Here is a 25,575-nt window from a genome sequence, read left to right as displayed (position 1 = left end):
AAGGGGATTATTTATCGCCGCTTTTTGTTTCGGTTTTGGCGGCAAAAATTGGATTCTTTTCGTTTCCTCCCGCCATCAAATAAGCCATCAAGTCTTTTAATTCTTCTTCGTTGAGGCTATTGATGAGGTTTCCGAACATAATCGAAACAGGTGAATATTTATGAGAAACTACATTCTTTTTCGGAATTTTCACTACGGTTTCAGGCTCATAGGGGTTTTGAGATACATAATAGGTATTAGCATCTTCGTTGGTCAAACGCCCCACAATCGACTGTCCATTTTTAAGCGTAAAATGCGTAGCAGCATATTGGTCAGATATTGCTTTGCTTGGGTCAATAATGGCCTCTAGCATATCTTTGGCTGAGAAGCGAGTACCTAGTTGAGTCAAATCAGGACCAATACTTCCACCTTCTCCGCGCATACTGTGGCAGCGGTTACAGGTGATAGCTTCGTACATATTTTTTCCATTTTGGAAATTACGGTTGGTCAGCCCTGCTTCGAGTATAGGCATAGCATTATCCATTTTCCAGTTTCTACCGGGGCCTTTTGGATAGGTAATTTTCACAAGATCATTACCTGATTTGCTCAACAATTCCCCTCCCGAAAGTTTGTCGTAATAAGCCACTTTGTTTTCAGGTACATTTTTCAAAGCTAGTTTGCGAGCTCTGTCAATAAACCCAACGTAACTACGGCCACCTTTGTAGCTGAATGCTTTATAAAACCACTTGAAATAACGCTCGTGTAATTCAGGTGTCCAACCTTTTTTAGCCAAACTCAACATCGTAGCGTAGTAAGTTTGCTGAGCAGGAGGCATGTTTTTCAACATATCCGCAATATCCAAACCATACTGTGGATTTCTCATAATCAACTCAGCAGAAGCTGTAGCAGTAGAACCTCCAGCGGTAAGATTGGTAGGCTGCTCTTTAGCTTCAAGAAGTGCCAATGTCTTAGGAATCACCCCTGGTGCTTCCAAATAAATCAAGGCTTTGCTAAGGGCACGATTCAAATCAGCTCCTGTAGCAGGATAATATGGATTCAGATACGCTGCTATTTGGGCGTTTTGAGTAGCATCAGGCTGTCCTGTTCTTAAAAATATCAATTCAAAAGCACGCAAAATATCCAGTTGCTGAGATTCTGACAATGATTTAAAGTTGACATTGAGCAATGATTTAATCATTGCACTTTTGTTTTCAGGTTTGCCTTGACGCGCCAATGCGATAATGGCATTGATAGAAGTTATAGGGTCTTTTTCGCTCAAGGCCTTGGCCTGCCATTCTGCTACGGGCTGATGCTCTACCGCCAATCTAGCGGCGTAGCGAATGAAGCGGTCAGGGTGTTTGAGATAAGGCCATGCAGTGGCAATAGCCGCAGGGTCAGGGTCTCCATGAAAACGCTCTAAGCTTCTTCTTAATTCATTTTCTTTATTGATAGGAGCAGCTGCCACAGGTGCCGTATTCTCAGTTCCATTGTAATACACGCGATACATATCAGCCTCCAATCGACGCCCACCAGTCAAGAAATACAACGCACCGTCAGGGCCAATAACCCCATCCGTAAGAGGAAGTGGAATACCCGACAAAAACTCCTCATGCTCAGCAGTATAGGTAGAACCAGAAGGTTTTAAATGAATTCCGTGCATGATACCAAAGCTCCAGTCAAAAGCTAAGAGCGTTCTTTTATATTTAGCAGGGAATTTGGCGTCTTTGAGGTGAATCAAGTTGGTAGGCGATCCCTGTCCGATGTTCATTACAGGCGGCAAGTTGTCGGGGAAAGTAGCCGACCATTTGCTATTTCCAGTACGCCATCCCCATTCGCTGGCACTTGTAGCATGGCAAATACGCGTAGGACGATACCAAGGTAAACCAAAATCCCACTCCATATCAGCATCATACACAAACAAATCTCCCACTTCGTTGAAAGCCATATCAAAGGCATTACGATAACCAGCACTGATCAACTCCCAACGCTTTCCTTCAGGGTCAAGATTGGCAATCCAGCCACCCGGTGCCATGCGGTCGTTGGCGTGGCCGCGAGGGTCTTTGATAAGTGGAAAAAGGTTATCTTCTTGCCAGTTAGAAGGCAAGCGATAGGCATCCATTTTAGGTACATCGGTATGGTTCCCGGCAATCACAAAAAGCGATTTTTTATCAGGCGATAAAATAATGCTGTGAGGTCCGTGCTCGCCATCACCTACCAATTCCTTAATCAAAGTAATTTTGTCGTATTGGTCGTCATTGTCAGTGTCTTGTAAGCGATACAAACCACTTCTTCGGGGAAAAGTTTTGTTGTTTTTGCCATTGTTAATCATTACATAAAGGCTATTAAAAGCATACAATAGCCCATTGGCATACCCCATACCGATAGTATCGATTTCGGTACCTTTTCCAATTTTCAACGGCTCCACTGAAGTGGGCTTGGTGCCTTGTCCAATCGCCGGAATTACGATTCGATATAAGGTACCATACTGATCGGAAGTAATCATTCGGCCTTTGTCGTCAAAAGTCATTGCTACCCACGAGCCCTGTTTGTTGTCAGAAGGGCTATAGAGGTGTTCGGCCACAAAACCAGGCTGAAGTTTTAATTTCTCGACCTTCGGATTGTCTCGACCATTGATGGCCGGCTCTGTTTTCTGAAGGATTGTGAAAGAAGCTCCAAACACAAAAAGAGCTACTATCACCAACAAAACAGAAGAAAAACGGTGTTTAGGATACATAACTTTAGAATTGATAAGATAAAATTTGTTGATTAAAATCCCTTTTTTAGAGCCACTTTTTGGGAATAAACTCACCGTTAAAAGCGCATATGTCAATTGTTTTTACTCAACTATTTTAGGAATAGGCCACTAGCTTCTTGAAAAAGTTCGGGTCAGCCTTTTCTGACTGACCCGACATTATTTAGAAGTTAGGACTCAAGTCAGCCTCTGCCGCAGGAAGCCCATAATAAGGACTTATGTTGGAAAAGGCGTCGCCTGGTACAAATCCTGCCTCAGGAAAATAATATCTCGCTTTATTGGCTTTTACACGGTCGCCGTAGGCTTTGATGACCGTCTCTAAACGACCCGTACGTACCAAATCGTGCAAGCGTTTTGCTTCAAATGCCAACTCCACACGTCTTTCTTTATACACCAAATCACGCATGGCAGCTTGGCTGCCTACCGTAGCATTTGGCAAACCTGCACGAGTACGGACTTGATTGATAAACGGCAAAGCATCAGCCAATTTATTTTGCTCCACCAAAGCTTCCGCCAAAAACAACAATACTTCCGAATAGCGATAGATAGGCCAGTTGGTTCCGTGGTTGTTGTGCAAAGCGTGTGGCTTCGCATATTTTTTGATGTATGGGAAAGTTTTGTTGACATGCAACGCTCCCGACAAAGTAATGTACCCAATCGTCGCATCTTTGCGAGCATCTCCTGTCTCGTAAGCCTCTATCATATCAGGGGTAGGGATATTGTTACCTTCTCCTGACAAAGGTTGAGGGTTGGTAGTACCAGTAATAGTCACCAGCTCATTGGCCGCAATAGGATAAGGAATCATGTTATACAAAAAGTTACCATTAAGTCCTTGTGAGCCTTCCAAAAATTGCACCTCAAACACTGATTCTTTGTTGTTTTTGTTGCTAGTGCTGGTCGAGAATGCATCTGCATAGGTTGGCATTAAGCTATACTCATTGCTTGTCACTATGGCGCGAAGCTGAGTTTCGGCTTCAGCCCACTTTTTCTGGATGATGTAAGCATTTGCTAACAACGCACGCGCTGCTCCTGAAGTAGCACGACCCGCTTCTTGAGCTGATTTTGCAGGCAATAGCCCTACTGCTTCTGTAGCATCTTTGATGATTTGATCATACAATTGGTTGGCTTCTGCAAGAGGAGCAGCAGCCTCCAAACGATTGCTTACTGGAGTCAATTGAAGCGGAGCACGGTTAAAATAACGCGCTAACTCCAAATAAGACAATGCCCGCAAAAACAATGCTTGGCCTTTTACGTTTTTCTTGGTCGCATCTGGAATCGTAGCCGCATCTATCAGCGCCAAAATCTGATTGGCACGCGCAATGATAAGGTAGTTTTGACGATACGCCGTAAGGACGTTTGAATTGGTAGTGATTCCATTCGCAGTTGGTACGTTAAAATCAGCTAAGTTAGACTGGTTTTCAGTAGCTCCAAACAAGATGTTACGTACATATCTAGCATTGTCGGAGTGCTGCTCGGCCAAATAGTGCGAGTTGATATTGTGAAGCGAACGCAGAGGAGCATAAGCCCCATTGGCAGCTTGTATAAAGTCTGACTCCGTTTTGAAGAAAGTAGCAGAACTTAACGCAGTCTCGGGTACTACCGTCAGGAAGTCGTCACTACAGCTAAATGCTCCTAAACTTAAAGCAATAGAGAATATGATTGATTTTTTCATTTGTGTTCAATGTGTTTAAGTTGATTTAACTTGATTAGGCTTTGAAAGAAGCTTCAATCAAAATCGACTTTTTTAGAAATTAAAGTTTACACCAAGAGTTGAAGTACGTGGCACAGGATAGTTAAACAAGTCCACACCTGGGCTCAGGTTTCCACCGTCACCAGCACCATTTTGTTGGGCACTTGTTTCAGGATTGGAACCACCCCAGTATTTGGTGAAAACAAATGCTTGTTGGATTGACGCATACACACGCGCAGAACGGAACAGCTTGTTAGGTTTGTTGATAGTATAACCTAATGTGATGTTTTTGATGGTAAAGAAAGACGCGTCGGCTACAAAGCGGCTGTTTTGCCAGTCACGCTCGATACCCGTCACAGTACCCCCACCTACAGTAGTACCATAGAATCCTTTGCCGGGATTGGCTTCTGAGCGCCAACGGTACTTCACTTCTCTGTGAAGATTAAATACCCCGTCAAGGTTGGCAGTACTATACAAATGGCGCACCCAAAGCTGATTGCCTTGCGAACCAGAACCTACCACACTAAAGTCAAAATTTCCATACGATAAGTTGGTAGTAATACCATAAGTAAATTTAGGGAAAGGATTACCCAAAATAGTACGGTCATCTTTGTCGCCACCGTTGGTCAAGACACCATCACCGTTGATATCCACAAGCTTGATACTACCTATGGTAGAGCGACCTGGCACCACTGGAGAATTTTTAAGGTCTTCAGCATCTTTATACACTCCATTTGCCAAGTGTCCATAGAATTGACCAAACGGATATCCTACTTTTGTAATGTGGTGCAAACCATACACACGGTCAATACCTTGGGCAAGAGCAATAACTTTATTGCGGTTGAAAGAGATATTAGCATTTGCATTCCATTTCAATTTACCGTCAAGAATACGAGAATTTAACGAAAACTCATGTCCCCAGAATTTAATTTCACCAATGTTGTCGTTGAAGTTACCAAAACCCGACTCTTGTGGGATTTGAACTGCGTACAACAAGTTGGTGGTATTTTTAAGATAGTAGTCGTAAGTAAATTGGAAACGGTCATTGAGGAAACCCATGTCAAATCCTAAATCTATCTGACGGGTAGTTTCCCAACCAAGATTAGAGTTGGCAAGTGAAGATACCACAGCACCAGCCGCTACGTTGTTTCCAAATGCTACGTTTACGGTATTGTTAATAAGAGCATATTGGGTATAGTTACCGATGTTATTGTTACCCGTTATGCCTATACTAGCTCTCAATTTAGCAAAAGAAATAGCACTATACTGTTTCATAAAATCCTCATCAGATAATACCCATCCTGCTGACAATGAAGGGAATGTACCCCAACGATTGTTTGAACCAAAACGAGAAGAGCCATCACGACGAATAGATGCTGTGAATAGATATTTGCCTTTGTAGTTGTAAGTCAAACGTGAAAGCAAAGAAGTAAGTCTCCATTCTTGTACGTTACTGTTGGTACCACCACGGTTGATATTGATACCCCCTTGGATAGTTGGAAGGCGGTCATCAGCATATGTATCCGCTTGAATACGGCTTGTTTCCCTTCTATAACTTTGGTTGGTATAACCAGCCAAAAGCTCAAAGTTGTGATTATTGAAAGATTTAGAATAAGTAGCCAAATTTTCGTTCAACCATCCAAGATCATCCGTGTATTCGCGGATTGTATTGGCTGTAACAGGAATAGCCGTGTTGATGGCGTTAGTGGCAGTCGATGGATTGAAGAAGAAGAATTTTTGATTGAGCAATTCTACGTTCATCGACGATTTGAACGTCAAACCTTTAATAGGGCTATAAGCTACAAAAGCATTTGAAAGTAAATTCACTTGACGAGTTTCATTTACTAGCTCATAAGCGGCTCTTACCCAGTTAGGATAAGCGAAGATGTTACCAGTACTTGAAGGAAAACGGTTAAAAAGCGTCAACTCACCTTTTTCGTCACGGATAGGCATCACTGGCCAAGTGTGGATAGCATTAAATAAGATACCTGTACCACGGTCACCGTCGGTACGTGGTGTATTGTCAAATACATAGTTAGGTGCAATGTTTACCCCTAATGTTACTTTATCTGACACTTTGTACTCAGAGTTTAAGCGAAGCGAGTAGCGTTGATATTTGGTATTGAGTACTACCCCTTGTTGATTAAATACCCCTGCTACTACCGAAGTACTTACTCGGTCTTTATTAGACGTTACCGTCAAGTTGTAGCTTTGTACAGGAGCGCGACGAAGGAGAGCGTCATACCAGTCATTGTTTTTACCTTCGTATTGCGAAGGGTTTTGAAACTCAACAGGCACAGGATCTCCCTGGTCTTCGTAATATTCTTTTTTAAATTGCGCAAATTCTACAGCGTCCATCATTGCAAAACGGCCTTTTTTAGGCACGACCTGCGTTCCAGTAAAAACATTTAAACTTACGTTTGTCTGACCCGACTTCCCTCTTTTGGTAGTGATAAGCACTACCCCATTGGCAGCTCTCGAACCATACAAGGAAGTAGAAGCCGCATCTTTCAAAATAGAAATATCTTCGATTTCGTCAGGGTTGATAGCGCCGATATTACCTGTGATAGGAAAACCATCGATTACATACAATGGGTCACTACCCGCAGTTACAGAAAGCTGACCACGAATACGTACGTTCATTCCTTGTCCAGGACGGCCTGTGGTTTGGTTGATTTGTACCCCCGCTACTTGCCCTTGAAGTTTTTGGGCAATCTGCGAAACGGGAATGTCTTTGATTTCTTTAGACGTAATGGTCTGAACAGCTCCTGTTACTTCTTTTTTCACTTGACTACCATAGCCCACTACTACGATTTCGTTAAGGATTTTGTTGTCAGTACTCAAAATCACATTGATCGTTGACTGACTTCCTACTTGCACTTCTTTGGCCGTGTACCCAATGTAGCTAAATACTAAAGTAGCGGTATTGGCTACATCTACTTTGTAATTCCCTTCGCCATCAGTGGTAGTTCCACGGGTGGTTCCTTTGACAGTCACACTTACCCCCGCTAAAACCTCACCTTCTTGACCGGTCACTTTTCCTTGGACCGTTTTTTGAGCAAAAGATGTGGAGGAAAAAAACATCACCAGTGCCAAGATAAAGCTTGACCCCCAAAGCCCCCTTCTAAGTAGGATAGATCTTTGTTCCATTTGTTAATAATTTAAAGGTTAAAAGTAGATAGATGACAATCTCATAGACTTTCAGAAAAGTACCATAAATCCATAAGATTATACAAATATTTGAAACACTCTCAAAACAACTATCCTATGCCATCCTGTAAGAATGACATTCTACCCATAAATTGTACAAGTAAGTAATAAAGAAAAATCAAGCCTTTAAGGAGAGACCTATAGGTAGAAGCACAAGCACACATTTCAAGTGGCCAAAATAGACACTTAATTCATTAATAATCAATAATTTAATCTATTTTCAAACGTTTATTATCTCTTCCTATTCTAGGCTAAATTAGATATAAAAAGAGGGAATTATTGAGAGATAGAGAAATGTAAGATTTTATGAAAAAATTATTCTGAATATATTTTAAAAAACGCTTTGAAACCTATGTACTTGTTCAAAACATAGGCTTTAGAAGCTACTTCGCAAACTGCGCCACGTTTTCGGCCGTCACCAGCTGAAAGGGAATCAAAACTGACTTTTCATAGGCCTCGCCTTTGGCTATTTTCACGGCCGTTTCTATGGCTTTTGCGCCCTGTTGTGGCGCATTTTGGAAAACTGTGGCATTGAGAGTTCCTTTCTTTACAGCCTGTAGAGCATCAGGAATTGCATCAATACTTACCACAATCACTTTATCTTTTAAACCAGCATCGGTAAGAGCTTTGACGGCACCCATACCCATTTCATCGTTTTGAGCAAATACCGCGTTGATATCCTTACCATATGACTGTATCCAGTTTTCCATCAAAGCCATAGATTTAGCGCGATCCCATTCGGCTGTTTGGTGTGCTAGGAGTTTGAGATTGGGATACTGCTTTAAAATCTCACGAGCGCCTTGCTCTCTTTTGATCTGAGCTGCTTGCCCCATATATCCATGCATCATCAATACGTTTCCTTTTCCGCCGAGTTTTTCGGCAATGTATTTCATAGCGATACGCCCCGATTCTACATCATCCGACCCCACGAAAGCCGAAGGAGCAGCGGTGGTCTCAGAATTGACATTAATAATCGGGATTTTGGCCGCTAACGCCTTCGTTACAGCAGGTGAACTTGCTTCTACCTCACAAGGGTTCATCACAATCACATCTACTTTTTGAGCAATAAAACTCTCAACCTGCTCAATCTGCTTTAGGGCAGAGCGTTCGGCGTCGACAGTGATAAGCTCTACGCCTAGCTCTTTGGCTTTTTTTTCCATTTCATCACTCACGTTGACAATAAACTCATTTTGCATACTCAACATCGTCACTCCCACCGTCAGTTTATCGCCACTGCTTTTATCCTCACTTGAAGATTGATTACAGCCTCCTAACAACGCTACTAAAACCAGCAAACTTAAATTTATAATTCTCATTTTGAATCAATTAATATTTTATAAAATCGTTTTCTAAATCAGCTTTATGAGACGTTTATTTTTGGGAGGATTGGTTCCAGCTATCTAGAACTACCGCTCCAATAATAATCGCCCCCATCACTACTTGTTGATAATAAGAGGTCACATTGAGCAAATCAAGACCATTACTAATTACACCTATCAGCAATGCCCCAATCAAGGTACCAGTCATCGTGCCAGTACCGCCCGATGTGCTCGTACCACCAATGATAGCCGCCGCAATAGCATCTAGTTCAAAGCCTACACCCGCATTGGGTTGCCCAGTAGTGATACGAGAAGTAAGCAAAATCCCCGCTAAAGCCGCCAAACCGCCGCAAAGGGTATAAACGGCCATTTTCACTTTATTTACTCTAATCCCTGAAGCTTTGGCAGCTTGTTCATTACCACCTACCGCGTAGATATATCTTCCCAAAACGGTTTTTTTTAAAATAATAGAGCAAATCACAAAAGCTATTATCAAAATAATAATGGGCAAGGGAATACCCATAATTTGACCTCCTCCAATAAAGTTAAATTCGTCAGAAAGGTTAGAGATAGGGCGACCCTTACTCAAAATCAACGCCAACCCTCGACCGATGGTCATCATCCCAAGCGTCACAATAAAAGGTGGAACTTTGCTCTTTGTAATAACGACTCCATTGAGCGCCCCCATAGACACGCCAGCCAAAATTCCTACCAAAACCGGAACCACTACGGGATAGGTATCAGGATGTGCCATTGAGGCAGCTACAACCCCCGTAACTGCCACCACCGAACCTAGCGACAAATCGATTCCACCCGTAATGATCACAAATGTCACTCCAAAGGCGAGCAATGCATTGATAGATACTTGAGTGATAATAATAGTCCAGTTGGAAACTGTTAGAAACTTGGGTGTTATAAAAGATAATAATAAACAAATAAGCACAAAAGCTACAAAAATGCCGTATTGCCCTAGTCCTCTGGTATTTATTTTAAAGGTATTTTTCACCGTATATAAGTATTTATTCTCTCTTTTAAAAACTAAATTATTCATGCATAGCATACCGCATGATTGTTTCTTGCGATGCCTCTTCTTTGTTCAAAAGGGCAGTTTGTTTCCCCTGCGACAACACCAAAATACGATCACTCATCCCTAAGATTTCGGGTAACTCTGAAGAAATCATCACCACCGCCATCCCACGGGCTGTGAGGTCACGAATCAGTTTATAAATTTCGGATTTAGCGCCAATGTCAATCCCTCTCGTAGGTTCGTCCAAAATAACCACTTCTGGCGATGCCTGAAGTACTTTCCCAATGACGACTTTTTGTTGATTGCCTCCACTTAGATAACGCACCTTTTGCTCCATACTCGATGCCTTGATTTTAAGCTCCGAAATGGTCCGATTTGCAATTTCTTCTTCGCTTTTTGATTGCAGAAGCCCTCGCTTTGAGTGGCGCCGCAAACTCGATAAGGTGATATTCTGCTTCACAGATAATCCTGGAATAAAGCCTAATCCTTTGCGGTCTTCGCTTACGTAGCCTATGCCAGCTTTGATAGCTTCTTGAGGAGATTTTATAGTTACTTTTTCGCCTTTGAGCCATACTTCTCCCCCATCGAATGCATCCAGCCCAAAAATCGCTCGGGCAATTTCGGTACGCCCCGCACCCATGAGTCCTGCCAAACCAAGTACTTCTCCTGCTTTTACTTCAAAGCTAATATCCTCAAATTTTCCTTTACTGCTAAGGTTTTTTACTTCTAGTAATACTTCTCCTTTAGAAGCTAGTGCAAGCGGAAATAAGCTTTCTATTTCGCGCCCTACCATCATAGCGATAAGATGCTTGTTGTCTATATCTTTGGTGCTTTTGGTTCCGATATACTTACCATCGCGTAGCACAGTGATAGTATCCGTGATTTCATAAATCTCGTTCATTTTGTGAGAGATATACAAAATAGCCACACCTTGCGCCTTGAGGTCACGAATGATTTTGAAAAGCGCATCTACTTCCTTGTCCGAAATGGCCGACGTAGGCTCATCCATGATAATCACCTTGGCATTGTTAGAAATAGCTTTGGCAATTTCGACCATTTGCATTTCAGCGACACTGAGGTATTTCATTTTGGTACGCGGATTGAGCTTCATTCCCAATTGCGTCAATAGTTCCGCAGCTTCCTGCTCGCGAACATGGTCTTTGAGCCATGGGGTATTTTCTCTTCCCAAAAAAATATTTTGTGCTACGGTCAATTCTGGCACCATCAATATCTCTTGGTGAATCATCGAAATGCCTCTCTTCAATGCCTCATGAACACTGCTATGGCGCAACTCTTCTCCTTCAAAAAAAACCTGCCCTGCATCCGCTTGCAGCAGTCCCATCAAAATCTTCATGAAGGTGGATTTGCCAGCACCATTTTCACCCATAATGGCATGGACTTCACCTCTACGTACGTTGAGTTGAACACCTTCGAGCGCTTTTATACCCGAAAATGACTTGGTAAGATTAGAAACTTGAAGAATATAATCAGGATTGAGGGTCATTTTATAATTAGCCCTTTGGTGGCAAAATTACCATAATAAGCACAAAAAGGGCATAAAATACTCATAGAGAGTCTCACCAAATAGTCAAAACCTACCTCCTCTTTTCACTGGTAGATACTAAAAAGCGGGCTGTGAGATTCACAGCCCGCTCAAAAAACTAAATTAAAGTAGGGTAAAGAAAATTAAATAACTTATACTCTCACAGGTGGTTTTAGGAAAAGTTAGGACAATTTTCTAATGTATTTTATAGTTTTGGTATCAATTTTGAATTCCCTTGTGAGTCAACCTATTTTATTTTTTAATTACAATGCCAAAATGACCCAGATTATAATTAAATGCACACGGAGGATTGGCTTATTTTGTTACATTTGTCAACACAACATCTCATAAATCCAAGTCAAAATTAATAAATATATTAGGTTACTTTAAAATAGAAATTACACTAATTGACTAAACCTATTGATTTGTCAACAAACACCCACAAACTATCCTTTAAATTAGAGTACTTTTATGAAAATTAACACCCTTATTATTGACGATGCTCCATACTGGCAAAAAATAGTTGCAAAGTTTGTGGACATGAACCCACTCCTTCATCTGATAGGTACTTGTGATTCGGCCATGCAAGCCTATGAACTCATCGCCGAGCAAAAAATAGATCTTCTTATCTGCGACATCGAAATGCCCGACCTATCAGGTTTGAATTTTGTAAAAAGTCTCCAGGCTCCTCCCTTGGTTATCTTCGTAACAGCCCACCGCGATTATGCTCTGGATTGTTATGAAGTATCGCCCGTTGATTTTTTGCTTAAGCCGCTGGAATATGATCGGTTTTTGAAAGCCATTGAAAAAGTACGCCTACGTATGGACACCGCCATCGAACTAGCCTCGGTTGAGCCGTACTTTTTTGTAAGAGAAAACCTTAATTATATACAGATTCGCTATAGAGATGTACTTTACATGAAGGCTCAAGAAAATTTTGTTCAAATAGTGACAAAAAATGAAGTATATCTGCCGATTTTGACAATCAGCAGTCTGGCCGAAAAACTCAAACATGATGTGTTTTTGAGAGTACACCGCTCTTATCTCGTACATAGGGATGCCATAGCTCGTATTGGCAAAAACGATATACAACTAGTAAACGGCGAGCAGATTCCGATTGGAGACTTATACCGCAACAAAATCAACCAGAAGCACATTCAGATGCATACTATTTCACGTAATAATTAATACATCTCAAACTGCGAGTTTTCTCTTATTTTATAAGATAGGGCTATCTTCAAACCTCTCAATCTAGGCAGTAAACTTGCTACCTCATTCAGAAGGCTATTTTGCAAAACTATATTTAAGTTTTTTACTTACTGTTTGCAAATGTAACGACATTCACAAGTCCTAAGAATCAAGATTCCTTTTCTACGGAAAGGCGTGGTAGGATAAGACCATTATCTAAAATTTATCATCTCCCACAGAAAAAGCGCGAACACTTGTCCGCGCTTCAAGAGGTTTTTAATGAATTATACTAAGTCCTTAAAACTTAGTATAACTATCAAGTATTATTTAACCAATATGGCCTTCCACGCCCGTATCTTTCCAGCTACGAGAATTGGCCGAGGCAATCACCGCTTCGCATACTTTTTGTGTTTGTAAAGCATCTCTAAATGTAGGACCACAAGGCTCTCCTGTTTCGAGGCTTTTCAAGAAATCGGCTACTTGGTGGATAAAGCTATGTTCATACCCGATACCACAGCCCGGAATCCACCAACGATTCATGTAAGGTTGGTCGCCGTCGGTCACGTGGATTGAGCGCCATCCGCGTACGATAGATTGATCGCTGTGATCGAAGTATTCTAGGCGGTTGAGGTCATGCAAGTCCCAGCGGATAGAAGCATGCTCACCGTTGATTTCGAATGTATAAAGTGCCTTGTGTCCACGGGCGTAGCGCGTTGACTCAAACAACCCTAAAGAACCATTTTCGAAATGACAATGGAAAATACACGCATCATCGATACCAACGGGGGTCATTTTGCCCGTCACTTGGTGCATACGCTGCTTTACGAAAGTTTCTGTCATGGCCGATACATCGGTGATAGCGCCATTGAGCCACATAGCGGTATCAATACAGTGAGCGAGCAAGTCACCCGTTACGCCTGAGCCTGCCGAATCAACATCCATCCGCCAAAGCCCTGTTCCACCTTGTGGAAGGTCGGCATTGATGGTCCAATCTTGGAGAAAGTTGGCACGGTAGTGAAAAATCTTGCCCAATTTGCCCGAATCTACAATTTGTTTGGCTAAAGTTACCGCCGGAATCCGACGATAATTGTACCATACTGTAGTAGCTATGCCAGCCTTCTCAGCAGCTTCAACCATAGCCTCCCCTTCGGCTAAAGTACGTGAAAGGGGTTTTTCGCACAAAATCATTTTGCCAGCTGCGGCAGCGGCAAGGGCGATTTCGGCGTGAGAGTCGTTAGGAGTACAGATGTCGACGGCATCAATGTCGTCGCGAGCCACCAATGCTTTCCAGTCAGTCTCGTACGATTCAAATCCCCATTGCTCTGCAAAAGCCTGTACTTTCTCAGGATTGCGTGAGCATACTGCTTTCAATACAGGTTGATATTCTAATTCAGGAAAAAAGTTAGCGATACGGTTGTATCCATTGGCGTGGGTGCGGCCCATCAAACCTGTTCCCACCAATCCGATTCTTATGTGTTTTTTTTGTGCCATTTTGTTAATGAGTTTAGTCGTTTTCAAACTTTCTCTTAAAAACTACTTTAAGAGAAAGTTTCCTAATAAAATTAGGCCTCGTACCAACCGTGTACTTGACGTACTTTAATCATAGCAGCCAAGATGTCGTTCCAAGTTTTTTGTTCGGTCATAACCGCATTCGGGAACATACAGCCATCCCAACAAATATGACGGAAGGCTTTGGTAAGTTCGCCACTTTCGTCGCGTAGCCAAAGACCTGCATCATGCGTAATGTCAAGTTTTCCATTAGGATCAGTGGCAAGGCAGTGGCGGCCTGTCTTGTCGTGCGAGCCTGAGCCAAACACAGTACCATCGTTTTGAGCCACGTGGAAGTCAATCGTCCAAGGGCGAAGGGCCGCCGTCAGTTTTTTCAAGCCTTCAAGGAAAGTCTCGCGATCACCCCACTGAAAATCTTCGGGCAATACGCGGTGCTCAGGAGCATTGTAGCCCAACAAATAAAGGGTCGTGTGCGACATATCCGCCTGGAAACCAACGTTTTTACGATCGACAGCTTCGAGCGTTTCTATCATGTATTTCCATGAATGCATACCGCCCCAGCAAATTTCGCCTTCTGCTGCAAGACGCTCGCCAAAGTCGGCAGCCACATCAGCAGCTTCACGGAAGGTTTGAGCGATCAATTTGGTATTGCCAACAGGGTCAAGTGCCCAATCGTGCGGACTACTAGCTGAGTCGATACGTACAATACCATTAGGACGGATGCCCATTTCACGGAGTTTTTGACCGATTTGGCAAGATTTACGAACCATTTCTACAAATTCAGCTCGTTGTTCTTTGGTACCCATGGCAGGTCCACCCCAAATAGGCGCTACTAAGCTACCAATTTGAAGGCCATGATTGGCTACTTTATCAGCGAGACGTTTGATACCGTCATCTGATGTATCTAGGTCGTAATGAGGATCAAAAAGTCCTAAATCCACTCCATCGAATTTAACACCATCTACCTCAGCAGCGGCCGTCATTTCGAGCATGGTGTCAAGTGCAATAGCTGGCTCTGAATCAGGGCCTTTCCCCACAATCCCAGGCCATGTGGCGTTGTGGAGTTTAGGATAATTATTCTCTGGCATAGTTTGAAAAGGTTTATTTATTTTGATTTATGTTGTTGGTTTATGATGATTTACCGATAATATGTAGCCCCTATGGGGCATTTTTTAACCTTTATTCTTATCCTTTCTACCGATATATAGCCCCTACGGGGCATGGTTGACTTTTCTTTCGTCCATGTTTTGTTTCTACCGATATGTAGCCCCTACGGGGCATTTTTGGCTTCTTCATTTACTCCGTTAGGAGTTGTATATCGGTAGCAAACAAATCAGCCCACATATCCCTATGCACCGTAGGTGCTAAACTTTACTTCTTCTATTCTTATCCTTTCTACCGATATGTAGCCCCTATGGGGCATTTTTGGCTTCTTCATTTACTCCGCTAGGAGTTGTATATCGGTAGCAAACAAATCAGCCCACATACCTCTATGCACCGTAGGTGCTAAACTTTACTCTATTTCTTTGAAAATATATTTTTCATCAAATTCTATCTCAAAAAGCCTTAAAAACGCCATGTATTCTTCCCTAAATGTCTTTTTCTTATGATGTTCTTCCTGATTTTCGATGTATTTTATAATAGTTGGTAATTGAGATTGTCCGTATGAAAATGCACCATATCCCTCTTGCCAAGCAAATTTTTGACTCGTTAGTTTATTTTCATTTATCCACAATGATGTCATTTGTTTTATATCACGCACTAGGTCTGAAAGAGTTTGTGTGGTACGAAATCCAATCAGTATGTGAACATGATCTGGCATTCCATTTATAATCAATAATTTATGTCCATTGTTTTGAATAATGCCTGTGGCATATTTATATAAATCATTTTTCCATTTTTGTTGAATGATGGCTTGACGATATTTGACGGCAAATACCAGATGTACATGTATTTGAGTAAAGGTATTTGCCACGGTTACCGATATTTAGCCCCTACGGGGCATCATTGTTTTCCTATCGTTTGTTTTTACCGCTATGTAACCCCTACGGAGCATTGTTGAATTCTTCCTTATTCTATTATTTCTACCGATTTGTAACCCCTATGGGGTATTGTTGATTTTTCTTTACTGTTTATGTAAGCCCTACGGGGGAATCTCATCAGATTCCCCCGTAGGGACTTGTGTTTTATTTAACTACTGTTAAGTCAGGGTTATTAGGCCCAAAATGCTTCAACATCACGATGGGGTCGGTTGAAGAATAGTTTGTAATGGTTACGCCTTCTTTGGCCGCTTTTTCAGTTACAAAAAACTCATCGTTGGTAAGTTGTCCGTAACGAATCAAAGCAGGTGTTTCAATATTCCATTCGCCCATTTTACCATGACCTTGCATCATAATTAAACCATAGGCTGCGCTATCTTTGATAGTAACTGTTTGACCTGGATATACGGTCAATTCTTTAGCGCTAAATGCCTCTGAACGGTAGCAAACCCACACTTCGCTGTAGCCTTCTGTTTCTACATCAGGATTTACTGGAATAGGACGCATAAAACGCGTTTCGAGAAGATTGGGGTTGGTATTGAGATCCCAGTCGATTACTTCCATCAATTGGTCATAGTCCCCAATACGCTCAGGAGGCGTACCGTTCCAAAGCAATTCTTCGGGAATGACGGCCTCATTTACGAGCGATTGATACATCGCAAATACGTCTGATGCTTTTTGAGGCTCATAAGTACAAAGGCTACCCGGCGCGTGCAACATCCCTGGAGGCACATCCCAGCCTGTACCCGGAATAAGCGGGAAAGCTTGCGAATACATGGTGATTTTGTTGTCGCCTTTGGTGAAGTTCATCAAGCACTCTTTGATTTGCTCTTTGGTAGTACCGGGCGCAATTCCGAAGAAGGTATAAGGAAAGTCACCGCCGTGATTGTTAAGCTGAGGGGGATAATAATAGGCTTCTGGCTTACCCAATTGCCCGATTTTAGCGGCTTCTTCATCATTGTGGTGAATATGGTGAGGAAGTGGCCCCATGTTATCAAAAAACTTAGAGTACATCGGCCAGCTTTGATATTCATCCCAAAGACGGTCGCCGATGATTTCGCCTTTTAGCTCATCAATGACATCTTTCAAGAGGATTTGCTCGGTTTGTCCTCCCTCTTCATATACTACTTTACTGAGTCCTTCATGCTCGCCAGTGAGTGGGCCATTTTTGGCAGGAGTAGTTGACGATAGCCAACGCTCATCGATACCACCACGCACACCACCCAATACATAATAATCATCAGGGTGAAGCTTGATGCGGCGTCCTGGTACACAAAAAGAGCGAGGTACCCACGTAGGAGCTAAGCGTAAAATTCCTTTGCCTTGTTCAAGCGCTTTTGCTGCTAAACTTATATTTGCCATTGTATTGTTATAATAAGTGCTTTTGCACGATTGAATTGATATGTGTTTGTTTTTAGAAAGATTCTTTTTGGGGATTTAGGCTTCGCTGCCCCGCACATCTATGGTTAAGTCATAGATACGGCGCTCACCAGGAGCAAGATAGATGAGCGTGTTTTGGGCTCGGGCACTTGCCTGTCCAATAGGTGGATGCGTACCTGGCTCTAGCCCTGTAACATATTCATTTTTGCCCCAATGTTGCCAGTTGGTAAGATGAGGCAATTGATTCTTTTGGAAATAGAGCTTTAGGGTGACTCCCAAGTTAGGATTATGCAAACCACACATGCAGCGCCCTGTCTCATCGGCAGTAGGGTCGATAAAGGCTACCTCTTCTCCCGAACCAAGGTGGTCTTCGGGCGGTGGAGGGCAAGTTTTGAAATCATTTCCTTCTTTGAATATTTTGGCTTTTTCGGGGCCAAAACGAGGTTGCCAATCTCCTTCCCACAAGATTTGAGTACCTTCATCGGCCAAGGGCCACCCAAAATTGAAATGATACAACAACATCAAGGGGGCAGGGGTATTTCCTCGATTCAGTACTTCGTCGTGGATACGCAATACGGGTTCGCCAAGGGTGCTAGAAATAGTGCGACGTAACTCCAAACTAGGACCGAAGATTTTTGTTTCGCGCATCACACCCGTAATACTCATTTCCATTTTTCCAGCCAATGGGTCGGGTTGAATGATAGATTCTATTTCTGCGGCGATATTGCTGATTTGTCCATGTAGACCCCGTTCGCCATACTCGTCTGATTCAGGGCCTCCCACGTGTGCGAGACCACAAGTAGTCAAAAGACCTCCCGTGAAAGTTTTTAACCAATCGATTCCTTTATCCGAAAAGGGCTGAGGCGACATCACCCCAGCGTGACTTATCCAAGCCAAACCGTGTTGGTTGTAAAATGCATCGGCAATATCCATCGCACGGTCTATGACGACTTTGTACCTTAACCCTGCTCCTGTATTGAACCAAGCTATACGAGTACCGCGCCCTGCGCCATTATCAATCACCGACGTCTCGATGCCTCCCCACTGTGCTACATTTGAAAGTTTATTGGTCCAAGATGGCTTTGATGCGTTCATCGACTATGTCTAAAAATTAAGGTTAAAAGAAGGACAAAGCCTTCATCAATTGGGTTTTGAATGACCGCCTTGTGGGATACTGATATACTCTCAAATTTTTCCCAACAAATTGAGTTTTAAAACTTGTCAAAATTGAATACAATGCACTAATCAAATAAAAAATTATGATTTTTTAATGCACCAATAACCAACTTTTGACTCTTTCATTAAAATCTTCTAGTTTTTCGAAATGGAAAATGTGCCCTGCTTTTTCGTATAAGTACAAATCAGCTTTGGGAATTGCCTTAGCTACTTCTTCGGCCATCCATACAGGAGTGAAAATATCCTCTTTACCCCCAATCACCAAAGCCGGTTGGGTAAGCGTAGGAAGGGATTCTAGGGCATTGTGCGTAATACAAGCCCATGCTTGACCTTCAAGGGCGTGTAGAGGCTGTGGCTCAGCTCCAATAGCTGCTTGTTGACGCCCTTCGGCTAGCTCCGCCGCGACTTTTTCGTCATCCCAAGAAGCTTTAGAATAAATCAGCAACTGAATATAGTGGCTAAATTCTTCGGGGCGAAAACGTGCTTTGCAAGTCATGATGTGTTGAAAAATCGCCTTTGCCACATTGTCGCAGCGCGCCCAAGGGCACATTAGCACGAGTGAACTCACTTTTTGAGGATGACGAATCGCCAACTGCTGCGCAATAGTGCTACCCATAGAGCAACCTACTACTTTTACCTTTTCGAGATTGAGGGCATCCAGCAACCCTGCATAGTCGTCGGCCATTTGAGCAGTAGTATAAGGTCCCGCAGGTTTATCGGTTTTTCCTACGCCACGGTTATCGACCACAATGCACCGAAAGTATTTTTCCCAATAAGCCACATGAGGCTCCCATACTGAGCCGGGTGCCGTAATCCCCATAATCAGTAATAGGGGCTGCGCTGAGGCAGAGCCACGCTCTTCGTAGTATAGCTTGAGTCCGTTGGTTTCTACAATAGGCATTCTTATTGATTATTTTAGGTTCGGAATAAGTTCAGTCGTAATCCAGCGACCATCGTGTAAGGTTACAAAATCAGGGTCTTCCAACGCTTCTGCTCCTTCGTCTTCGCAAATAATCCAACCATCGTAGTTGATGTCTTTGAGCCATTGAGTGATGGAAACAAAATCCACTTTGCCTTTACCCATAAGTGCAAACTCCGGGGAACCATCCCAATCTTTATAATGAACGTGATTGATAAGCGACTGATATTCTTTCATTTTAGAAAGCGGATCCATATCACCATTGATGATGTGACCTACATCGGGAGTCCAGCCTGTAACACGCGTATCAAGCGATTCCAAAACTATTTTGTAATCTTCTTCGGTACGGATAATAGAAGTATGAGGAGAGTTGGGATGAAAACTACATTCAATCCCTTTTTCCTTGGCACGAGCCGAAACAGAATTGACAATGTTTACCAAACTTTTGCGACGTTCTTCTATGCTATGACGTCCCGTTGGGATTTGGACGGTATTCAATACCGCCCCCGGAAAGTGTGTCAATAAGCTAATGGCATTGTCGGCTACGATACGCTCACTGTCTGATTCTTCGGTTCCGTTCCATTCTTGTGCCAACGCCAAGGCTGCTAATTCAATACCTTGTTCTTTGAGCTTGGCAGCCAAACGCTCAGGGTCTACCAAATCTCCCATCCAAGTAAAAATAGGTTGAATTCCGGTAAAGCCTGCTTGCGCAATGATTTCAATCATATGTCCTAGACGTCCTTGGTGGGTTTGGCCATTGCCACTCATAAACCAAGTATATACCTCTGAACCAAAACGAAACGGAAGTTTTTCTGTCATTTTTGTAGTATGTCAAATGAATTTAAAAAATCACTTTTTTTCTTTTTTTACCACTTCTCCTGGCATAATCAACGAATCCCAGCCCGCTAAATCGGCTGGTTTGACATTGGCTTTATAACCCGTAAAATTGAACGTGGTAGGCTTATAAGGCCCTACAAAGTCAATATCACTATTGGGTTTGATTTTCTTTTCAAGACCCATTGTCCAAAAAACAGCGTTGATGAGCATTCGACGAAAACCCTCATTGAGCAAATCCTCAGAAGCACCGTGAGTAGTAGCAAATACCCGTCCGCTTGCTCCTGATTCTAAGGTATAATTGCGCACCCAAGCTACTGGAAGTAGTTTTTTGTTTGGATCTGGTGCTGCATCGGGAGTCATACCATTGAGTACTTCACCTCGCGCGATTATAGTAGCATTTTTGGGATCAGCGGTGTAGCCACCTGACTGCACCCACATATCTTTGACTCCTCTCAGGATTGCATGTTTAGCGTGTGCTTCGTCGGGAATCAATCTTGACGATTGTTTGTGGTTTGTACCATAATGTGACACCCATGTTTCGCCTAGCACTACTTCTCCAAATCCATCCTTCCAAGCGGTTTTATGGCCTTTATAATTCCAGCCATAGTGCTCCCATGTAGGGTCATTTTTAATATCAAAAGCATGAGTTGCGGTACGAAGACCAATGACGGGTTTGCCACGTTTTAGATAATCATCGATGTGTTGCATTTCGGCGTTTTCAAAATGTGAAAAACGCGTGAAAATAAACATCAAATCAGCCTTATCTAATACTTCCAATCCTCGTAAGTTGGAGCTGCCGGGTAGAATATTACCTTGGTCGTCGAGAGCAAAAATCACCGTGCAAGTAAATCCAAAACGCTTGGCTAATATCCGTGCCAAAGCAGGCAATGTTTCTTCACCGCGATATTCATGGTCAGAAGCTATAAAAACAATATTTTTTCCAACACCAGGCCCTTTTTCTCCCTGATATACAACACGATATTTTTCTAAATCGTCCTTAGGAGTAGCATTCTTGGATGAGGTAGGAGAGATTTGAAAACTACTACCAACCGCCAAAAAAGATAAAAGCAATAATAGATGCTGAATATGCTTCATATAAAAGGTGTAGGATTTCGGATAAATAATAAAAAGGCTAAAGTCCTTGCTTGGCTCCCATTTCTTTGATAAACTTTAATCCTTCTTCGGCAATGTGCCAAGGGTCGTTGTATTCACGCCATACGTTGATAGCATTGGCAAAATCAGGGTCATTTCTGGAAAAAGCCTCAATGGTAAGCCATCCTTTATAGTCTATCGCTGCCAAAGAAGAGAAAGCGGCATCCCAAGGCACATGACCGTCGCCGGGGGTTCCTCGGTCATTTTCGCTGATGTGTACGTGACTCAGCACGGGCGCAATCGTATTGATAGCTTTGTCGTATTTTTTTTCTTCGATATTGGCGTGGTGGGTATCAAACATAGCCCTCACATGGGGATGGTCAGCCATTTTTACCAATTTCGACAATTGCTCCATGGTATTACAGAGATAGCACTCAAAACGATTGAGTGCTTCTATCGCCAACACGATATTGCCCGAAGCGGCATGTTCGCCAGCCGCATGAAGGACTTCAGCACTGCGCGCATACTCTTCTTCTAAAGCTGGATGTGCTGCAAAGTGGGCGTGTGCCGAATGGAAAGGCCCACACAATACGGTCGAATTGAGGTCATGCGAGCGGTCGATGGCCCATTTGATGCGGTCGAGGGATTTGGCTCGTACCGTGGCTGACTCGTGAATAGGGTTCATGTCAGGACTTACCACTGTCACTGTAGTTACTCCTAATCCCAACGAACGAGCATGCTCTCCCACTTTTTTGTACATCGCATCGTCAGGTGCGCCTACAAAAAACTCAACGCCGTCGTAACCGATTTTTTTTAATCGGTCGAGGATTGGAAAAAGTTCTTCCGACATTCCTGCCGACCAAGCCAATACATTAAAACCTATTTTGTTCATCTTAATTTTGAGCCTATTTAATTTTAAGTTAAAGGGTCAACTATTGTGGATTTCAGTTGACAATTGTGGATAATGTACGGATTTTTATAAAAACAGTGCCAAGGTGAAAACTCACCTTGGCTCATCCAATCTTTATTTTACAACTGCTTGATGCGTAGATTACGGTACTGTACTTTCATCGGCGGGCCTACGTGCACTTGTACACCCAACAACCCACTCGCTTTGCCATTGACGGTATCTTCGTCGATTACTTCGCTCATCAGCACGCCATTGATGTAGTGTTTGAGGTGATTGCCTTTGATGACCAAATGAAACTCATTCCAGTCTTCGCTTTTGATTAATGTTTTGAGAGAATCGCTGCTGCCCAACGAACCCGTCACGGTCAAATTGGTCCAAGCATTTCTTTGTACTTTAGAACGTACCGCTTGAGGAGTAGCTTCGCCTGAATAAGGACTGATATTGGTTTTTTGACCACGATAAGCCAGCGTTGTACGTCCGCGTTCTTCGTAGTTTTGACCCGTATAATTAATCTTTCCGTCGATATCTGCTTGGTACCCTTTCAAAGCAAAAGGAACATCCGGAACGCGTACACTACGATAATTGATACCAGAATTGCCAGCAGCGGCGATGTTGAATTCGCCTTTCAACTCAAAATCGGCAGGCTCGCCACCTTGCCAGATGATAAAAGAATTGGCTTTCAACAGAGTAGCAGGGGTTATTTCTCCCACCAAATTTCCGTTTTCAACCCGCCAATAGGTAGGGTCACCTTCCCAGCCATCTAACGATTTTCCGTCAAATATTTTTACAAAACCCTCTTTGTCTTTCTTTGCCTTTTTTGCTTTTTTTCCTTGGCTCATGGCATCGAAGCTAAACGATACAAAAAGGGCTGCTATCAAGCCCAACGTGAAATATCTAAGTTTGAAAGTACTGATCATTATTATGTTGCGTTTGATTGTATGTTTTTTGTTGGTTTCGGCGGTATTTGGCTCTCTTTATTACTTAACTCCTCAACAAGAGTCAATATTATATTCAAATATTTCTAAAAACACAATGGATTACTATCCTTTACATACCTGTTCGATGAAGTTTAGGTGAGATAAAAATGCTTTTTGTTTAAGAAATTTTAGGAATAAAATATTGATTATCAGTTAGCTTGAAAATTTCACTTATTTGCTTCACCGTTCTCTTTTTGAAGGAGATATTTGAATATTATGCTAGATTATTGGAACTCCTGGCTTTCAAATCTTTCCTTCATTTATGGTTTTATCTTATTTTTTAAAGAAAGCTATGGGTAATTACTACCCCTGTTTTTTGGCTAAAAACGTCAAATAAAAAGCCCCAGCGAAAATCACTGAGGCTTTTGGGATTACTAACCAATTGTAAAGTATTTTACCACTCTAAGCGTTGTTTGTCTTTGAGCAAAACTTCCTTCAATTTCTCGTAGGGTAGCTTTTGTGGCGACACTTTACTATCTATCGCAAGGGCGGCGGCTGTAGCAGCCGACTGCCCCAATATCATAAATACTGGCTCCATCCGAATTGAGCCATAAGCAATATGAGAGCTTGATACACAAACAGATACCAGCAAGTTGTTGCATTCATTTTCTTTGGGCAAAATCGACCCATAAGCAATCGAATAAGGCTTATCGGGATGCACTCCGATGTCACCTTCATTTTGTACATAGCCATCTTCGGTCACAAATCGCTGTGCATTGTGAGAATCCAACGCATACGAGCCCATACCAATTGGATTCGGCACTTTGGTTTTGCCAAGGGCGTCGGCTTCGGTCATTACAAACTCCCCAAGCATGCGGCGAGCTTCACGGATGTAAAGCTGATGTGGCCATCCGCCATTGTCTTTAAACTCGTCTTTGGGCAGCCCCCATTGCTTCATTTTGTCTTGTACGTCGGCTGGTACCCGCGCATCATTTTGGAGGAAATACATCAAGCCTTTTTGGTACAACTCATGCTCTTTGATGATTTGGCGGCGGCGCTCGTAGGAAGCATTGGGATAATCATAGTTTTTGCCGATGTAGTCGGTACTAAAAGGTCCGTGATTGTTGGTATCGGTTTTGCGGTTAGGAATGGGATCAAACTTGTCGTAAGTTTCGCGCCATCCTGCCTTAAACACGCGTGCATAAAGTTCGTAGCGATTAGGATCATAGCCTTCTGGTTTAGGAAAAGGAATCCGATTGTCGGGGTGATTGCTCAAACACATCCGAAAACAATAGGCCTGAATCTTGTCATCACCTTCGCCGTTTTTGCCGGGAGGCAAAGCCGATACCTCTGGCAACAAACCACTTTTAGGGTCTCCTTCTATTTTGTAAGGACTGATTTTGTCTTTGAAATAATGGCGATGCTGAAAAACGCCCACTTGTACGCCGTTCCATTTTTCGTTGTAAACACTATTGGCTTCGCGACCTACATGAAACTTGACCCCGGCGGCGGCCATCAAATCGCCTTCATAAGTAGCATCAATAAACATTTTTCCTTCGTACACATTACCACTCAAAGTACGGATTGAAGTAATACTTCCTCCTTTTTTAGTGATGCCTTTGGCAGAACGGTCGAGCCACTCGTTGCGATAAATAGTAAGGCCGTATTCTTTCACAAAATCTTCATAAACTCCTTCAGCAGCATGAGGTTCAAAAATCCACATGGTGCGGTTGGCTCCGTCGAGGGCAGGGGTACCTTGGCCTTTGTTGCCATATTCTTCTTTTTTCTGCCATTGCCATGAAGCATCTTTTTGATAATGCTGATACAGACGTTGATAAAACTCCCGCGAAAGTCCTCCAATCACTTCTTTGTTGCCAGTATCGGTAAAGCCCAAGCCACCCGACGTAAGTCCGCCGAGGTGTTTGTCGGGAGAAACGACAATGACGGATTTACCCATTTTTTTTGCTTGAACGGCCGCAATCACCGCCGACGAAGTTCCTCCATATACGATAATATCCGCTTTGCGCGTCGCCGCCACGGTTTGGGCATCCGCCGAAGTAGCTTCTGAACCCATTTTATGGCTCGAAA

Annotated in this window: 18 protein-coding genes; 1 reads left to right on the top strand and 17 read right to left on the bottom strand. The window is 42.8% G+C overall.

The window, feature by feature from the left end; all coding sequences use genetic code 11:
- Positions 1 to 7 precede the first annotated feature (7 nt).
- The 6 genes from P1X15_RS03475 to P1X15_RS03450 all read right to left on the bottom strand — a co-directional run bounded on the left by P1X15_RS03475 (position 8) and on the right by P1X15_RS03450 (position 11,481).
- Entirely contained in the window at positions 8 to 2,713 is a 2,706-nt protein-coding gene (locus P1X15_RS03475; protein ID WP_277336738.1) for a c-type cytochrome, read from the bottom strand.
- Positions 2,714 to 2,894: 181 nt separating this feature from the next.
- Complete coding sequence (locus P1X15_RS03470; RefSeq protein WP_277336737.1) at positions 2,895 to 4,403, bottom strand: RagB/SusD family nutrient uptake outer membrane protein; 1,509 nt, start codon at positions 4,401 to 4,403, stop codon at positions 2,895 to 2,897.
- A 72-nt stretch (positions 4,404 to 4,475) separates the two neighbouring features.
- A complete protein-coding gene (locus P1X15_RS03465) occupies positions 4,476 to 7,505 on the bottom strand; it encodes a SusC/RagA family TonB-linked outer membrane protein (protein ID WP_409049669.1) in 3,030 nt (1,009 codons plus the stop codon).
- Positions 7,506 to 8,014: 509 nt separating this feature from the next.
- The gene (locus P1X15_RS03460) at positions 8,015 to 8,947 is read right to left on the bottom strand and encodes a sugar ABC transporter substrate-binding protein (RefSeq protein WP_277336735.1); all 933 of its coding nucleotides are present in this window, start codon (positions 8,945 to 8,947) and stop codon (positions 8,015 to 8,017) included.
- Positions 8,948 to 9,002: 55 nt separating this feature from the next.
- On the bottom strand, positions 9,003 to 9,956 hold the full coding sequence (locus P1X15_RS03455; protein WP_277336734.1) for an ABC transporter permease: 954 nt from the start codon (positions 9,954 to 9,956) through the stop codon (positions 9,003 to 9,005).
- Between the two features lie 37 nt (positions 9,957 to 9,993).
- The gene (locus tag P1X15_RS03450) at positions 9,994 to 11,481 is read right to left on the bottom strand and encodes a sugar ABC transporter ATP-binding protein (RefSeq protein ID WP_277336733.1); all 1,488 of its coding nucleotides are present in this window, start codon (positions 11,479 to 11,481) and stop codon (positions 9,994 to 9,996) included.
- Positions 11,482 to 11,991: 510 nt separating this feature from the next.
- Here P1X15_RS03450 and P1X15_RS03445 point away from each other — a divergent pair.
- Complete coding sequence (locus tag P1X15_RS03445; protein WP_277336732.1) at positions 11,992 to 12,708, top strand: LytTR family DNA-binding domain-containing protein; 717 nt, start codon at positions 11,992 to 11,994, stop codon at positions 12,706 to 12,708.
- A gap of 327 nt (positions 12,709 to 13,035) precedes the next feature.
- Here P1X15_RS03445 and P1X15_RS03440 read toward each other — a convergent pair whose 3' ends face one another.
- From P1X15_RS03440 to P1X15_RS03390, 11 genes are all read right to left on the bottom strand, one after another.
- Entirely contained in the window at positions 13,036 to 14,199 is a 1,164-nt protein-coding gene (locus P1X15_RS03440) for a Gfo/Idh/MocA family protein (RefSeq protein WP_277336731.1), read from the bottom strand.
- A 71-nt stretch (positions 14,200 to 14,270) separates the two neighbouring features.
- Positions 14,271 to 15,305, bottom strand: a complete 1,035-nt coding sequence (locus tag P1X15_RS03435) for a sugar phosphate isomerase/epimerase (RefSeq protein WP_277336730.1) — start codon at positions 15,303 to 15,305, stop codon at positions 14,271 to 14,273.
- A gap of 425 nt (positions 15,306 to 15,730) precedes the next feature.
- A complete protein-coding gene (gene tnpA, locus P1X15_RS03430) occupies positions 15,731 to 16,192 on the bottom strand; it encodes an IS200/IS605 family transposase (RefSeq protein ID WP_277336729.1) in 462 nt (153 codons plus the stop codon).
- A 211-nt stretch (positions 16,193 to 16,403) separates the two neighbouring features.
- Complete coding sequence (locus P1X15_RS03425; protein WP_277336728.1) at positions 16,404 to 17,618, bottom strand: hypothetical protein; 1,215 nt, start codon at positions 17,616 to 17,618, stop codon at positions 16,404 to 16,406.
- 75 nt (positions 17,619 to 17,693) lie between these two features.
- Positions 17,694 to 18,731 (bottom strand): aldose 1-epimerase family protein, encoded by a 1,038-nt coding sequence (locus P1X15_RS03420; protein ID WP_277336727.1) that lies wholly within the window; start codon positions 18,729 to 18,731, stop codon positions 17,694 to 17,696.
- Between the two features lie 172 nt (positions 18,732 to 18,903).
- The gene (locus P1X15_RS03415) at positions 18,904 to 19,713 is read right to left on the bottom strand and encodes an alpha/beta fold hydrolase (protein WP_277336726.1); all 810 of its coding nucleotides are present in this window, start codon (positions 19,711 to 19,713) and stop codon (positions 18,904 to 18,906) included.
- A 9-nt stretch (positions 19,714 to 19,722) separates the two neighbouring features.
- Positions 19,723 to 20,550, bottom strand: coding sequence for a sugar phosphate isomerase/epimerase (locus tag P1X15_RS03410; protein WP_277336725.1), 828 nt, complete (start codon positions 20,548 to 20,550; stop codon positions 19,723 to 19,725).
- Between the two features lie 30 nt (positions 20,551 to 20,580).
- The gene (locus P1X15_RS03405) at positions 20,581 to 21,663 is read right to left on the bottom strand and encodes a ThuA domain-containing protein (RefSeq protein WP_277336724.1); all 1,083 of its coding nucleotides are present in this window, start codon (positions 21,661 to 21,663) and stop codon (positions 20,581 to 20,583) included.
- Positions 21,664 to 21,700: 37 nt separating this feature from the next.
- On the bottom strand, positions 21,701 to 22,552 hold the full coding sequence (locus tag P1X15_RS03400; RefSeq protein WP_277336723.1) for a sugar phosphate isomerase/epimerase: 852 nt from the start codon (positions 22,550 to 22,552) through the stop codon (positions 21,701 to 21,703).
- Between the two features lie 137 nt (positions 22,553 to 22,689).
- Entirely contained in the window at positions 22,690 to 23,409 is a 720-nt protein-coding gene (locus tag P1X15_RS03395; RefSeq protein WP_277336896.1) for a DUF1080 domain-containing protein, read from the bottom strand.
- Positions 23,410 to 23,941: 532 nt separating this feature from the next.
- Positions 23,942 to 25,561, bottom strand: coding sequence for an FAD-dependent oxidoreductase (locus P1X15_RS03390; protein WP_277336895.1), 1,620 nt, complete (start codon positions 25,559 to 25,561; stop codon positions 23,942 to 23,944).
- Positions 25,562 to 25,575 lie beyond the last annotated feature (14 nt).

It is taken from the genome of Runella sp. MFBS21, assembly GCF_029433105.1.
Lineage (GTDB): Bacteria > Bacteroidota > Bacteroidia > Cytophagales > Spirosomataceae > Runella.
Note: the sequence above shows the minus strand (reverse complement) of the source record. Positions and strands in the feature narration are given on the sequence as shown.

Bases quoted from the DNA above. Each gene is read 5' to 3' on its own strand.
- P1X15_RS03475 (WP_277336738.1), bottom strand. From the start codon at position 2,713: ATGTATCCTAAACACCGTTTTTCTTCTGTTTTGTTGGTGATAGTAGCT.
- P1X15_RS03470 (WP_277336737.1), bottom strand. From the start codon at position 4,403: ATGAAAAAATCAATCATATTCTCTATTGCTTTAAGTTTAGGAGCATTT.
- P1X15_RS03465 (WP_409049669.1), bottom strand. From the start codon at position 7,505: ATGTTTTTTTCCTCCACATCTTTTGCTCAAAAAACGGTCCAAGGAAAA.
- P1X15_RS03460 (WP_277336735.1), bottom strand. From the start codon at position 8,947: ATGAGAATTATAAATTTAAGTTTGCTGGTTTTAGTAGCGTTGTTAGGA.
- P1X15_RS03450 (WP_277336733.1), bottom strand. From the start codon at position 11,481: ATGACCCTCAATCCTGATTATATTCTTCAAGTTTCTAATCTTACCAAG.
- P1X15_RS03445 (WP_277336732.1), top strand. From the start codon at position 11,992: ATGAAAATTAACACCCTTATTATTGACGATGCTCCATACTGGCAAAAA.
- P1X15_RS03440 (WP_277336731.1), bottom strand. From the start codon at position 14,199: ATGGCACAAAAAAAACACATAAGAATCGGATTGGTGGGAACAGGTTTG.
- P1X15_RS03435 (WP_277336730.1), bottom strand. From the start codon at position 15,305: ATGCCAGAGAATAATTATCCTAAACTCCACAACGCCACATGGCCTGGG.
- P1X15_RS03425 (WP_277336728.1), bottom strand. From the start codon at position 17,618: ATGGCAAATATAAGTTTAGCAGCAAAAGCGCTTGAACAAGGCAAAGGA.
- P1X15_RS03420 (WP_277336727.1), bottom strand. From the start codon at position 18,731: ATGAACGCATCAAAGCCATCTTGGACCAATAAACTTTCAAATGTAGCA.
- P1X15_RS03415 (WP_277336726.1), bottom strand. From the start codon at position 19,713: ATGCCTATTGTAGAAACCAACGGACTCAAGCTATACTACGAAGAGCGT.
- P1X15_RS03410 (WP_277336725.1), bottom strand. From the start codon at position 20,550: ATGACAGAAAAACTTCCGTTTCGTTTTGGTTCAGAGGTATATACTTGG.
- P1X15_RS03405 (WP_277336724.1), bottom strand. From the start codon at position 21,663: ATGAAGCATATTCAGCATCTATTATTGCTTTTATCTTTTTTGGCGGTT.
- P1X15_RS03400 (WP_277336723.1), bottom strand. From the start codon at position 22,552: ATGAACAAAATAGGTTTTAATGTATTGGCTTGGTCGGCAGGAATGTCG.
- P1X15_RS03395 (WP_277336896.1), bottom strand. From the start codon at position 23,409: ATGAGCCAAGGAAAAAAAGCAAAAAAGGCAAAGAAAGACAAAGAGGGT.
- P1X15_RS03390 (WP_277336895.1), bottom strand. From the start codon at position 25,561: ATGGGTTCAGAAGCTACTTCGGCGGATGCCCAAACCGTGGCGGCGACG.